The organism is Vibrio sp. 2130-1 (assembly GCF_033339515.1).
Genome location: NZ_JAWOUT010000013.1, coordinates 68,391 through 81,346, shown reverse-complemented (window position 1 = coordinate 81,346; position 12,956 = coordinate 68,391). Strand labels below are relative to the sequence as shown.

The following is a 12,956-nucleotide window of genomic DNA, read 5'->3' as shown; positions in this document are numbered from 1 at the left end:
AAACCTGTCGATTAGATGTCTAATCTGCATACAAGCTTAAAAGTGCAAATCAAGTAAACTTACTGAGAAAACTCAGACACATCCTTGGGTTTACAGAACGCTCGACGTGCTTTAACAAACAAGAAACTAAGCACTCCAATCACAAGAGTAATTATTGGTGCCGCCATTAATAGCATTGTGATTGCTTTGCTCATATTTTCCGGTAGCAAAGGAAGTAATGAACCAAAACCGCATAATATCAGCGTCCATAAAATCGCACTCAGCCACGCAAAGTAATGGAATTTACTAATACGTTTCACTCGCAACCCCATCATTAATGGCAATAGGGAACGAACAACCGGAATAAACCGCGCGCACAAAAGCGCAACCAATCCATGTTTACTGAGTAATACGTCGACTTGTTCCAAACGCTTTTGAGGAACCGCACTCACCCAGCCTTGGACCTTAGGTAAGCGATTTAGCCACTTGCCTTGTAAATAAGCCGCCCAACTTCCCAACCCCGCACTAACAGCTATCACCAACATGATCATAATTGGGTCAAGGACGCTAACCGCCGCCAGCGTACCGGATAGTACGACGACACTGTCGCATGGGAAAGGTGCAGCAGGAATAAAACCACTTTCCAAAAAGATAATCACAGCAACAACAAAATAAACCAAACCTGCACTGCCTGGCGCCATTAACGCCGTGAAATCTTGATGCCAAAAAGCACTCAAGACCTGAATGATCGAATCAAACATAAACCGCTCCTAAGCATAATTAACCAAAAGTTGCAAAAACATGGAATGTGTTAGCGAGCATGTATAAAGCGGTATATGAAATTCGATTCTTTTCTCACGCCGATTCTGTATTTAGAGTGAGTAAAAATACATTCAATACAACAATCTAAAGCCTCATTGCCGATGCGTTTTAGCCACTTCATCGAGTAAATTGCCGAACGATGCGCCCACCATGCTACATCAAGCATTTCAAACCATTCGGGTTCTACATCGTCGTTCGAGCTCATTTCCTTAGCATGGCTAACCCTCACTACATTCCGGCTGTTTAAACTCGGATAGTCTTGTTGTATTGGAGAGATAGGATGTTCTGAAAAGTGCTTCGACTTAGCGTCAACAGCGATATTCTGGTTATGAACGGAAAGAAAATTTGGGTGTGAGTGCGCCAGGCTCATGCTCGGAGCCAGCAAGCAGAAAAGTAGTCCGAGTAAAGCAATCAGAGTCGTACGCACAAAGGTAACCAAAACCAAAATAATAAGTTCTTTTAACCCTGTGCGTAGCTATTGGCAATTAGTATTCTTAATCGTTAAGAATACTAATTATTTTTCACCGTAAGGGTAGCTTTCAAACATCTTCGCGATTTCTTCTTGGATGAGAGATTCTCTTTTCTCAGAGCTCATTGACTCAGACAGTTTACGACTTGAAACGCCTTTCCAAACGACTTGATTAGCCTTTGCATCAACCAGTTCAACTACCAACTTCCCATACTTACGTTCTTTATATCTTTCCGGGCTTGAAGTGATCACACCAAAGCTATTCCAGCCATAACCAAAGCTCACCGACGATCCTGAAGAAACAAGCTCGGATTCTTCTACGATATCATGATGTACGTAAAGGTCACCGCCGCTATTTACCTTGTTTAAACCCTTACCCTCAAGCTGTTCAGCAAGCCCTTGCTCAATACGTCGAACATCAATACTGGTAGGAGCTTCCGCCTGAGCACCGAAGTCAAACGTTCTGTAAGCTGAAAAGTCGGCTTGTTTATCTACATCGGTTGTAACGGTAGTACAAGCAGATACCAGCATCACCACCAGCCCTAATATCAAACCTCTCATCATGTTAAATCTCCTTTGGTTAAGCTGACTGTTTCAGCAGAATTACCCTGTGTTATACATACGCATAAACAGTAAAAAGTAATCATTTCAATATCTAGTCTTGACCATGAAACGTGACTGTTCAATAAACGAGATTAACCTTTGCACAGAAAATCTTGAATATCATCAACATCTAAACACCTAAGAATTCGGTTTTTACGACCTAATTGGAAGCCTCTAGGCTTAGTAACGAAATCGCGAGTGCCACAAAAAACCAGAGACAATGAACACTTTAACATCAGCCCGCTACTTTTTTAGGCAACTGACAAACATTTGATGAGAAAAGACTTTTCTTTTTCGTCCAGTGTGGCATATTAACCGAGTCCTATCGATGCGCGGGCATCGTATAATGGCTATTACCTCAGCCTTCCAAGCTGATGATGCGGGTTCGATTCCCGCTGCCCGCTCCAATCTCTTTATCTCAATTTACTCATAAAAATCCGATGGCGGAGCGAACAAACGGCGGCAGCGTTGTTTCCATGATAAGTTTGGTCGAGTTACGTCATAAAACATGTCTTTCCATTCTGCAAACGTCACGCGGATGGGATTAAAGCTGTTTACAGGTTTAGAAACCCCATACCGAACCGTTTCCACCTCTGGTTCAAACGTTCCGAACATTCGATCCCAAATAATTAATACACCCGCATAATTTTTGTCGATGTACTGACGGTTCACACCATGATGAACGCGATGATGAGACGGCGTGTTAAATACCCACTCTAGTGGCCCGAGCGAACGAATTGATTGGGTGTGAACAAAAAACTGTAAGCCCAGATTAAACAACACAACGAAGACAACCCATTTTGGCTCAAAACCAATAATCACCAAGGGCAACCAAAAAATCCACATCCCCGCTAGCGGATACATTAAACTTTGACGAAATGCGGTACTGAAGTTCATTCTTTCCGAACTGTGATGAACAACGTGCGCGGCCCACATCCAACGAATACGATGGCTAGCCCGATGAAACCAGTAATAGAAAAAATCTTGCAGGACAACAAGTAAAAGAAAAGCTGAGACGCTCATTTCGATATCAAACAAACGCCAATCAAACCACCACAAATACAACTGAGCAATCAGCAAACCCGTGAGTATGTCTGTCGCTTGGTGTAAGCCCGCAAGAACAAAATTACACGCTACTTCAGGGAAGTAATACGTCGCGCTTTCAGGCAAGCGTCCCCTTCTTTGTCCGAACCAATATTCGGCAAGCATGCAGAAAAAGAAAACTGGAGCCAGAATCATCAGAAGTAATTCTGGGCGGTCCATCAATTGCGTCCAATCCATTGTGTTTCTACCATTTTGCATAGTGATCTTCAGTAAGACCCATAACTTCTTCTAACTGATGTTTGATGCCATTTCCATCGATAAGATAGCCAGAGAAATAACCGATGTACTGACGAAAGTTACTTTTGAGAAGCCAAAAATTTTTCTTCTCTGAGCGTCGATTCAAAGGCGTGAACTGTAAGTTAACTCGTTTATCTTCCGACGTAATATGCCACTTTTGCCCTTCATCACTTCGTGAAAACTGAAACTGCACAGGTTGCAAAAAGTGACGCTGACCATTAATCCACAATACATTTTCGCAATAGCCAGTTTCATTAACGCCAGCTGCCAAGTTCAACCCCAGACGCCTGTCATCCTCAAAGCAATTGATACTCGCCCAGCGCCAACTTGTTTCTCGCCGCATGTACCCAGCGGAAAAATCGTAACCAGCAGCCACCTCTGAAAGATCTTGCTCTTTTCCTAATATGAACAAGTTACCGTCTACTGCTAACGCATTGTGCTTCTGAGTATATGTCCAACCCGCATAACCTGTTGGCGTACACAACATTAATGGCAAACTCATATTTTCTGGACGTAAATAGAGATCCGCATTGACTGACTCTGTCACAAAGTGGACGTGCCAAATACCATCCTTAATAGAAAACTGAACTCTTTTGTTAGCAAGATGGGCAAGACTGCACCAACTGGAAGGCTGAGTTTGATAACCTATATTAAAAGGTTTCAACCATTGTTGCTCAATCAACTTATTCTTTTTAATATCAAACAGGTAGCAAAAGCCGGATGCTAAATACCGTATATCAGCAATCGCTACTCCAATGACGTAATTAGGTGTGACCAAATTGACGAACTGAAACTGCTTATAATCGCGGTAACGGCGCCACTTAGACACCGGCTTATCCATCTCATCGAGGTAGGTAAATTTATCTAGCTGTAACGATGTTGGAATTCCATCAAGGTGGCCAAACGCTGGTAGGCCATTCTGCTGAATAAACGAGTTCAGAACCTTAAGCTCATCCATATAGTTGTCTTTTCACAAGTTATCACACACAAAAACTTTAACATGACGTTAACATAAACAATTTGCGTAACTGCACAACAACATCGACTAAAGTGATTTCTGCTTGTTATATGTGAAACTGATCACTCAACCACCCGCTTACTTAGCTCGCCCTACCTATCTCAACCAACACAGCCTGGGTTAGAAGCTGCACATTCTCATCCGCAGGAAAGACCACTACAACCATTGAATCTTGGTCAAAATCACTATTTAATGGAAATACATTCATATAAACTGATTGCTTATTCACATCAAGGAAGAAATCTATGTCATACATACACGATACTATTGTTGCGTTGCAACACAGTAGCCCTGCGCAAAAAGAATTTTACCAAGCGGTAGAAGAAGTATTAACTTCTCTCGCGCCGGTAATAGAAGGCAATAATAAATATAAGGAACAAGCGATTATCCAGAGGATCGTCGAGCCAGAACGTCAAATCATGTTTCGAGTTCCTTGGGTTGATGATGCTGGAAATGTACAAGTAAGCAAAGGTTATCGAGTTGAATTCAACTCTGCTTTGGGGCCGTACAAAGGAGGATTGAGATTCCATCACTCAGTCAATGCGAGCATCATAAAATTTCTCGGCTTTGAGCAAATCTTTAAAAACGCACTGACTGGCCTTCCTATCGGTGGCGGCAAAGGCGGTTCAAACTTCGATCCTAAAGGAAAATCCGACGGCGAGATCATGCGATTTTGCCAATCATTTATGAACGAGTTGTACCGTCATATCGGTCCTGCCACCGATGTACCCGCAGGCGATATCGGCGTCGGGGCGCGCGAAATTGGCTATATGTTTGGTCAATACAAACGATTGACGGGACGCTACGAAGGTGTGCTCACAGGCAAGAGTCTTCTTTGGGGTGGCTCACTCGCCAGAAAAGAAGCGACAGGATATGGCGCCGTCTATTTTGCAGAATGCATGCTCAACGACCGCAGCGATTCATTGAAAGGGAAAATTTGCCTCGTTTCTGGTGCTGGCAACGTGGCTATCTACGCCATTGAAAAACTGTACCATATGGGAGCAACGCCGGTTACATGCAGCGACTCTCGAGGTACGATTTATCATGAGCACGGTATTGATCTTAAGCTCCTCAAACAACTGAAAGAAGTGAAAAGAGCAAGCTTAGAAGAATATTTAGAAACTTACCCTGAAGCAGAATACACACCAGAGAGCAACTATCCTAATGAAGGACATGCTGTTTGGCGATATCAGGCTGATGCTGCCTTCCCTTGTGCGACTCAAAATGAATTAACGTCAGACGACGCACTGGCTCTTATCGAAAACGGATGTATTTTGATTAGTGAAGGGGCGAACATGCCAACCACCCGTGATGCTGCCAATATTATCGTGGACTCAGACATAGCTTATGGGCCTGCCAAAGCAGCCAATGCAGGCGGTGTTGCAACCAGTCAACTTGAAATGGCGCAAAACGCCAGCATGCAAAACTGGACGTTTGAACAAGTGGATAGTCAGTTGCAAACCATCATGAAAAATATTTTCATCAATGCAAACGAAACCAGTAAAGAGTTTGGCCAACCTGGAAATTTAGTTTTAGGCGCCAACATTGCAGGCTTTAGAAAAGTCGCTGATGCAATGATTGAGCAAGGTGTCGTCTAGATGAACGAGCCAGCAGGATGACTGCTGGCTTAATATAACTCTGTAATAGGCCGCGCTTTTGATAAAGAGCTTCACTTAATTCGCAATAAGCGTTGTCACTTCTGTTTTAACGGAGTTGGCGATAAAGCAATTCTCATGGGCCATGTGGTGCAGTTTCTCTAATTGAGATAGTGTCGGTTGGTTTTCACCTGAAAATGTTATCTTAGGGTTTAACGTCACCTTTGATACCCACTCTTTTCCGTTTTCGCCTTTTTCAAGCTCCCCCACCGCTTCATCTAAGTAACTGTCCACAACATAACGTCGCTTTGCTGCAATAGACAGGAAAACGAGCATATGACAACTAGAAAGTGCCGCGACAAACGCTTCTTCTGGATCAACGTTTTCTTCTACGGATAGTGGTAATGGTACTACGTGGGGAGATGGAGATGCTGGGACTTGCAACCCTCCATCAAATTGCCAAATGTGCGCCCTACTATACTTATTATCACTAAACTCTTCGCCAGCTTTACGATGCCATTTGATTAAAGCGGAATGCTTACTCATTCTAACTCCCTGATTTTCCGACGACGAATCAACACTATCCGTCCTTGCCACAGTAAACCACAACAAAATGAGTTAAGGAAAGCATCGCACTCACAGGGACTATAAAATCTGTTGAGGATCGGCATTGTTCCTCTGGATATCATCCAAAAGTCTATGAGACTGATGGATGTTGACCTGTAACCGATTGATCAGCATCTGCAACTGCTCAATCTCGGGACTTTGGTTGGCTTTAAGTTGAGTTTCCAGGGCCTCCGTTTGGCTCGCCAAAATAGGTAAACTTGGGTTCAGTGCCATCCCTTTCGTTTTGTGCAACGTCAGCTCTAATGAAGCAAAGTCTTCAGCCATAAAGTATTCAATAAGCTCATCAACAGATGTCTCAAAATCGACAATAATGCTTTTTAGCAGCTCGTCGAGCGCTTCTGGCTCATCTCGTAAAGAAGCAAACATGCCTGAGCGGGAGAGTTCTTCCTCTGTTAACCTTAAGTTCTCGATTGGCTTACGTTGCAACTGAAGCACATTGCTGTCACTCGTTAGTGGCGGATTCTGTTTCGGTTCGAGTCTGGCGGCAAACTGTTTGAGAGCGTCTGAAAAGCTCTCATGCTGTAGCGGTTTTGTAAGCACATGGTCTGCTCCTGCTTCAATAAAGCTATCATGGGCTTCACGAAATACGTCTGCCGTGTACGCAAAGAGTAATGTCTTGATACCTAACTCTTGTCGGATAACGCGTGTCGCCTCAACGCCATTCATCTCGGGCATATGGTTGTCCATCAAGATCAGGTCGTACTCGTTCTCTTTCGCCTTTTTAACCGCGATTAATCCATTTTCTGCAACATCCACTTCATGCCCAAGCTTTTCGCAAAACCCCTTTGCCACAATGGCATTCACACGGTTATCATCAGCAAGTAGTATCTTTAAATGGTGTGATTTTGCGCGAGGTTTCGGTGCTTCTTGCTGCTTTTTCGGAGCAGATTCTACCCAAGGAATCGGCAACTCAACGATAAATTGACTTCCAACGCCTTCTATACTCTTCAGAGTAATATGGCCACCCATCAAATCGGTTAGTTTTTTGACGATGGCTAACCCAAGCCCTGTTCCGCCGAACCTTCGAGTCGTTGATGAGTCTGCTTGCTCAAACGAGTTAAAAATATGCTCGTGCTTGTCTGGCGCAATACCAATACCGGTGTCGCTCACGCGCATGACCAACAACTGATTCGATTCATCTAACTCAGTTCTAACCAGCACATGCCCTTCATTGGTAAACTTCACCGCGTTACCGGCGAGATTAAACAAGATCTGTCGTAAACGCGCACAATCTCCAGTAAATTCAGTATATTCAGAAACCTCGTTTTCCAAGATTAACTCGATATTTTTTTCATCAACAAGTGGTTTTATTGCGCTACACACCGGAGAAAGCACTTGATCGAGCTTAAACTTAGCTTGCTCAAATTCCAGTTTGTTTTCTTCAACTTTAGAAAAATCCAAAATATCGTTGAGGATAGTCATCAGATGCTGGCCAGAATCAAGAATAACCCTAATATGCTCTTTCGTCGTCGGCTCTTTGGTCTCTTCTGCAATCATTTGAGAAAGCCCTAGTACACCATTCATCGGCGTCCTTAGTTCGTGACTCATTGCAGCGAGAAAATTTGATTTCGCTTTTGCCGCTCGCTCGGCTTTGTTTCTCGCCTCTTCAATTTCAAGATTCAACTGTTTTAAGTTATGCATTCGGTGATGTGACTGATAAACAAACGCGCTAACTAGAAACATCACCGCGATAAATACAAACAACCACGTAAAACGCGCCTCACTTTGAGCAATATTGAGTAACCGATGCTCTGAGCTTTCGACAAACTCAATATAAGTGTGATCAAGCAGTTCATTCGTCAGCAATTCAATTCTTTTATCACTCGTTTGAAGCCGTTTAAGGAAGTTCGCTTCCTTTTCACTCTCAACTTCAGTTTGTGTTAGAAGCAACTGGTTGAGAAATTCAAAATAACGACTGCCACCCAATGATTGGCCGCGCTCGGTAGAAACATCTTGCTGATATAAATTGAACAACATGAGTAATGCATACCGATTTTCTACCTGAACACCAATTAACATATCAAGCTTCAACGTTGTTTGAAGCACTCGCTCCTTAAACTGTTCAAGCGTATCCCTAACTTTTATACGATTGGGTGTCACGGGAAACCAAACTGATGCCTTTGATGATTCCAACAGTGCCTGTGCTGCGATTTCTATCTCTACTAAAGATGTTGTTAACTCATAGTTTTTCCTATCTTCAACGGCATATCGGTTCACGATAACATCACGCTCTTCAATCAACTCATGTCCGATATTCATTAGCCCTGCATGAAATTCTTGAGCGTTTTTTGAATTCATATACGACATATACGCCAGTGTGCAGCACGTCAGTATCCCAATAAAAAAGCAAAAGTTGATCAGTTTGAATTTATTCATTTTCCAACACCTCTAAAATTATGGGTCTAGGTGCTGTCAACGACTGCAAGAATGCTTCAATGTCCGCGACATTCTCATCGTTCATCGTTATACCGAGCTGGGTTTTAGCCATGATTTGTATCGCGTCGGATAACTTATCGACTTGCCCATTATGAAAATAAGGACTCGTTAGCGCGACATTGCGTAAACTGGCTACTCTAAAATAGAATCGCTCTTCATCTTCTATCGTAACGAGTTGCCTGCCCGAGTCCTCTACTACTGGCTTATCCTTGAAATAGGCGAACCTTTGGATCATCGCTCCGCCGATATTTTTGCCCTGATGACACTGCACACAACCTGAAGTCTGAAATGTTTTCCAACCTCTGATTTGCTGTTCACTCAATACATGCGTGTAACCCAATAAGTAAGCATCGAATGGTGCGCCAGGCGTCTGCAGCCCTTCAACAAACTCCACAATAGCGGACTTGATATTATGAACGTTAATCGGCAATTCACCGTCACGATTAAATAGCGCTTGATAATGTTCACTCTCTTTTACATATTGCTCTATTGTTTGCCAGTTTGAGTCCATTTCCATTGGATTATGGATTGGACCATCAATCTGAGCCATCAAGGTGTTTTCCGTACCATCCCATAAAAAACGATAATTTAACGCTGCATTAAACACTGTTATAGAATTTCTAATTCCATCACCTTTCACCCCCGTAGAGACTGGTGTATTTTCAGCGCCATTGGTTTGCAGATTGTGGCATGTCGCGCAGCTGACATTACCATTTGACGATAATTGAGGATCGCGGAAGAGATGCCAGCCAATTCTCGCTAGCTTAATATCCACATTAGGATCACCCTGTATGGGCTGAACTAGGGAGATATCACCTAACATCTTCGCGTTTCTTGCGGTTGTTGTTTGGCTCAAAATGAGTGTTACAACAGCTAGTGCGATTGCGCTGAATTGCCTCATCAACTACATACCTTAAACTTGTCATTGATATGAATTTAGTTGCATTTTGGCGTTTTTTCCACCGACAGGAAGTTGAAAAAACGAGTTAAGTATTGCTTTGTTTAAGGCTTTGGTTGAAGAGGGAGTAATAAGGCGAATAGGAAGAAATCGATCGCCTTATGAGTAGCTAACGTATTGAAATCTGAGTTTAGTGTAGAAAAGCCAAAAACCGTTGAAACCAAGTCACCTCTCCATAGGAGATCAGATCGAAAATAGTAAAGAAAACGGCACAGATAACGGCCAACTTAATCAAACGCTGAACAATAAACATAAACATCACAATTACCAATAATTTGCTTTAGTTTACTATCTCACACAGCGTTTATATATAAAAAAGTAGTCTCCTAATTAGCCTCGGGAACTTATTCATTAGAACCTATACTCAAGCATCTCTAAGTTATTTGGATATACTTGAATTAGGATTTCAAAAAGTCCCTGTGACCACACAAGGAGGACTGCATGAAACGACTATGGATATGGTTCTTACCTTTACTCTTGATGGCCAGTCAAGCACTGGCGAATAGTGTTTGGATTGTTCCTGTCAAAGGCGCTATAGGGCCTGCTACTAGCGACTATTTATCTCGTGAAATAGAAGAAGCTCAACTAAACGGTGTCAGTTTAGTGATCTTAGAGATGAACACACCAGGCGGCTTAGATAGCGCAATGCGAGATATTATTCACGCGATAACAACCTCCTCGACTCCCATTGCAACTTGGGTCGGCCCATCTGGTTCTAGAGCTGCCAGTGCAGGAACATACATCTTGCTCGCTAGTCACGTAGCCGCCATGGCTGAAGCGACAAACCTCGGAGCTGCAACGCCCGTCGCGTTAGGTGGTGCGCCTCAACCTCCTTCATCGGATGATGGCAAAGATCAAAACGCGGAAGAAACGCCAGAAGGAACCAACGAAAGCTCAGAGAAAGTTCCCGCTAAAACCGCAATGGAGAAAAAGGTAATTAACGACGCCAAAGCCTACATTAAAGGCTTAGCAAAACTTCATGGACGAAATGCAGAATGGGCAGAGAAAGCAGTAAGCGAAGCGGCGAGCTTGGATGCAACAGAAGCATTAGAATTAAACGTGATCGATTACATAGCCAATTCGCCAGAGGACTTAGTCAAAGCCATAGATGGGCAAACAGTTAAAGTAAACAATCGCACTGTGACATTGTCACTTGAAAATCCAACATGGGTTGAAAGAACGCCAGATTGGCGAGCAGAAATGTTAGCCGTTATAACCAATCCAAACGTTGCCTACATTCTAATGCTCATCGGCATCTACGGTTTACTTCTTGAATTTTACAACCCAGGAATTGGCTTACCCGGTGTGCTAGGTGGGATTTGTCTGCTTCTTGCCATGTACGCACTACAAATGATGCCCGTCAACTACGCAGGTCTTGGTCTGCTGTTACTCGGTATTGCACTAATGATAGCGGAAGCATTCAGCCCGAGCTTTGGTATTTTGGGCTTAGGCGGCGTTGTCGCCTTTGTACTCGGTTCGATATTTCTCATGGACAGTGAGTTACCAGGATTCCAGATCGCCCTTCCTTTGATTTTTGGTATTGCCATATTTTCCGTGGCTCTAATCGTGCTGACCGTCGGCCTGCTGCTCAAAATTCGTCGCCGGCGTGTAACGACGGGTTTAGAGACTTACCCTGGGAAGGTCGCTGTGGTAAGCGATGACTTTATCGATGGCGAAGGACGCGTTCAACTCAACGGTGCGTTATGGCGAGCTAAAGCCAAAGACCATCAACAATTCAAACAAGGTGATCACGTCACCATTGTTAATGTTAAAGGGCTGACCTTAACGGTGATGCCTGATGACCGCCAAAATAAATAGGAGGCGCTTTATGATGCTCTATACCGTTGCGGTGATCGTGGTGCTGCTGTTCGCACTAGCGACCCAAATGTTCAAGGTTTTGAGAGAATACGAACGTGGGGTTGTGTTCTTTCTTGGTCGATTTCAAGAAGTCAAAGGACCTGGTTTGATCATCCTTATCCCATTTATTCAGCAAATGGTGAGGGTTGATTTACGTACTGTCGTTTTGGATGTGCCGACACAAGATTTAATTACCAAAGATAACGTTTCTGTGCGCGTCAACGCGGTCGTTTATTTTCGCGTAGTCGATCCTCAAATGGCGATTAACAATATTGAAAGCTACAGCGATGCTACCAGCCAGCTAGCACAAACCACGCTGCGCTCGGTATTGGGTCAGCATGAACTCGATGAATTGCTATCAGAGCGAGAACGCCTCAATAAGGATTTACAATCCATTCTCGATCAACAGACTGATGACTGGGGAATCAAGATTGCTACGGTTGAAGTCAAACATGTTGATTTAAATGACAGCATGGTCAGAGCCCTAGCCCGTCAGGCAGAAGCAGAACGTAACCGTAGGGCGAAGATCATTCACGCTACTGGCGAGTTAGAGGCTTCAAATAAATTAAAAGAAGCAGCGCAAATGCTCAACGAAGCACCGAATGCACTGCAATTACGTTACATGCAGACACTCACTGAAATCACTACAGACAAAACATCCACTATTATTTTTCCAATGCCGATCAATCTTGTCGAAGCTGTCAGTGATATCGCCGAAGCGGTGAAAAAGAATAAAGAGACACAAGATAAGTAAGGTTCTGACCCTAGGAAGTAACGACCACTCACGTTACTTCCTTATTTGGTACTCGCTTTAAGGAAGTGCCCATCTTCTTTATCACATTCTTGTTTCATTACTTCTAAGCCCGTTTTAAAGCATGTTCGCCAAGCGGTTTCAACATCGGTATCGTACCCGGAATCACACTGTCGAACCGTTTCTAACAAACTCTCAAGCCAAACATCAAAATCCTGCGGCTCTATACCAATTTCGGCACTTGCATGCTTTTTCCCATACTTTTCCACCATTTTGTGCGCTTCGGTCGAGGTATCTGCCATCATAAAAAATACGATAGACCCTCTAAGCATTCTCACTTGTTGGTGCATGTCTATACCGTCAAACTTCTGTCTAAAGTTGGCGCTTTTCGACCATAAATTTTTGTAGAACAAGTCGAAAAACTCCTGATCTGAAGTACAACGTTCATAGCTATCATTAAAAACTTCAATCACGTTCATGCTGCTTTCCCCTACGCCTCA

General features: G+C 43.4%; 12 protein-coding genes and 1 tRNA gene. 4 read left to right on the top strand and 9 right to left on the bottom strand.

What is annotated here, in order from left to right:
* Nucleotides 1-59: 59 nt before the first annotated feature.
* The 3 genes from R7Q09_RS18360 to R7Q09_RS18350 form a co-directional block, all read right to left on the bottom strand.
* Nucleotides 60-740 carry a DedA family protein gene (locus R7Q09_RS18360; protein WP_033906460.1) on the bottom strand — a complete coding sequence of 227 codons (681 nt, stop codon included), beginning with the start codon at nt 738-740 and terminating at the stop codon, nt 60-62.
* Between the two features lie 50 nt (nt 741-790).
* Entirely contained in the window at nt 791-1,228 is a 438-nt protein-coding gene (locus tag R7Q09_RS18355) for a hypothetical protein (protein ID WP_225473018.1), read from the bottom strand.
* Nucleotides 1,229-1,315: 87 nt separating this feature from the next.
* The gene (locus R7Q09_RS18350) at nt 1,316-1,834 is read right to left on the bottom strand and encodes a DUF4136 domain-containing protein (protein WP_318071081.1); all 519 of its coding nucleotides are present in this window, start codon (nt 1,832-1,834) and stop codon (nt 1,316-1,318) included.
* A 371-nt stretch (nt 1,835-2,205) separates the two neighbouring features.
* Here R7Q09_RS18350 and R7Q09_RS18345 point away from each other — a divergent pair.
* Nucleotides 2,206-2,280, top strand: a tRNA-Gly gene (locus R7Q09_RS18345).
* Nucleotides 2,281-2,296: 16 nt separating this feature from the next.
* Here R7Q09_RS18345 and R7Q09_RS18340 read toward each other — a convergent pair.
* Nucleotides 2,297-3,154, bottom strand: a complete 858-nt coding sequence (locus R7Q09_RS18340) for a sterol desaturase family protein (protein WP_005373167.1) — start codon at nt 3,152-3,154, stop codon at nt 2,297-2,299.
* A gap of 7 nt (nt 3,155-3,161) precedes the next feature.
* A complete protein-coding gene (locus tag R7Q09_RS18335; RefSeq protein ID WP_206225659.1) occupies nt 3,162-4,172 on the bottom strand; it encodes a DUF2804 domain-containing protein in 1,011 nt (336 codons plus the stop codon).
* A gap of 305 nt (nt 4,173-4,477) precedes the next feature.
* Between R7Q09_RS18335 and gdhA the strand changes: the two genes are divergently transcribed.
* Nucleotides 4,478-5,830: an NADP-specific glutamate dehydrogenase gene (gene gdhA / locus R7Q09_RS18330; protein ID WP_318071080.1), complete on the top strand. Its 1,353-nt coding sequence runs from the start codon at nt 4,478-4,480 to the stop codon at nt 5,828-5,830.
* A gap of 75 nt (nt 5,831-5,905) precedes the next feature.
* Here gdhA and R7Q09_RS18325 read toward each other — a convergent pair whose 3' ends face one another.
* The 3 genes from R7Q09_RS18325 to R7Q09_RS18315 all read right to left on the bottom strand — a co-directional run bounded on the left by R7Q09_RS18325 (nt 5,906) and on the right by R7Q09_RS18315 (nt 9,791).
* A complete protein-coding gene (locus R7Q09_RS18325; RefSeq protein WP_213893474.1) occupies nt 5,906-6,373 on the bottom strand; it encodes an OsmC family protein in 468 nt (155 codons plus the stop codon).
* Between the two features lie 99 nt (nt 6,374-6,472).
* Complete coding sequence (locus R7Q09_RS18320; RefSeq protein WP_318071079.1) at nt 6,473-8,830, bottom strand: ATP-binding protein; 2,358 nt, start codon at nt 8,828-8,830, stop codon at nt 6,473-6,475.
* On the bottom strand, nt 8,823-9,791 hold the full coding sequence (locus tag R7Q09_RS18315; RefSeq protein ID WP_017820324.1) for a cytochrome-c peroxidase: 969 nt from the start codon (nt 9,789-9,791) through the stop codon (nt 8,823-8,825). The genes R7Q09_RS18320 and R7Q09_RS18315 overlap by 8 nt, the downstream gene beginning before the upstream one ends.
* A gap of 498 nt (nt 9,792-10,289) precedes the next feature.
* Between R7Q09_RS18315 and R7Q09_RS18310 the strand changes: the two genes are divergently transcribed.
* On the top strand, nt 10,290-11,666 hold the full coding sequence (locus tag R7Q09_RS18310) for a nodulation protein NfeD (RefSeq protein WP_318071077.1): 1,377 nt from the start codon (nt 10,290-10,292) through the stop codon (nt 11,664-11,666).
* 10 nt (nt 11,667-11,676) lie between these two features.
* On the top strand, nt 11,677-12,459 hold the full coding sequence (locus tag R7Q09_RS18305; RefSeq protein WP_005373196.1) for a slipin family protein: 783 nt from the start codon (nt 11,677-11,679) through the stop codon (nt 12,457-12,459).
* A 41-nt stretch (nt 12,460-12,500) separates the two neighbouring features.
* Here the strand turns inward: R7Q09_RS18305 and R7Q09_RS18300 are convergent, their stop codons facing one another.
* Entirely contained in the window at nt 12,501-12,935 is a 435-nt protein-coding gene (locus R7Q09_RS18300; RefSeq protein WP_115386585.1) for a globin, read from the bottom strand.
* Nucleotides 12,936-12,956 lie beyond the last annotated feature (21 nt).

Excerpts from the sequence above, each read along its gene's own strand:
- R7Q09_RS18320 (WP_318071079.1), bottom strand. The coding sequence starts at position 8,830 with ATGAATAAATTCAAACTGATCAACTTTTGCTTTTTTATTGGGATACTG.
- R7Q09_RS18315 (WP_017820324.1), bottom strand. The coding sequence starts at position 9,791 with ATGAGGCAATTCAGCGCAATCGCACTAGCTGTTGTAACACTCATTTTG.
- R7Q09_RS18325 (WP_213893474.1), bottom strand. The coding sequence starts at position 6,373 with ATGAGTAAGCATTCCGCTTTAATCAAATGGCATCGTAAAGCTGGCGAA.
- R7Q09_RS18310 (WP_318071077.1), top strand. The coding sequence starts at position 10,290 with ATGAAACGACTATGGATATGGTTCTTACCTTTACTCTTGATGGCCAGT.
- R7Q09_RS18335 (WP_206225659.1), bottom strand. The coding sequence starts at position 4,172 with ATGGATGAGCTTAAGGTTCTGAACTCGTTTATTCAGCAGAATGGCCTA.
- R7Q09_RS18350 (WP_318071081.1), bottom strand. The coding sequence starts at position 1,834 with ATGATGAGAGGTTTGATATTAGGGCTGGTGGTGATGCTGGTATCTGCT.
- R7Q09_RS18300 (WP_115386585.1), bottom strand. The coding sequence starts at position 12,935 with ATGAACGTGATTGAAGTTTTTAATGATAGCTATGAACGTTGTACTTCA.
- R7Q09_RS18305 (WP_005373196.1), top strand. The coding sequence starts at position 11,677 with ATGATGCTCTATACCGTTGCGGTGATCGTGGTGCTGCTGTTCGCACTA.
- R7Q09_RS18340 (WP_005373167.1), bottom strand. The coding sequence starts at position 3,154 with ATGGATTGGACGCAATTGATGGACCGCCCAGAATTACTTCTGATGATT.
- R7Q09_RS18360 (WP_033906460.1), bottom strand. The coding sequence starts at position 740 with ATGTTTGATTCGATCATTCAGGTCTTGAGTGCTTTTTGGCATCAAGAT.
- gdhA (WP_318071080.1), top strand. The coding sequence starts at position 4,478 with ATGTCATACATACACGATACTATTGTTGCGTTGCAACACAGTAGCCCT.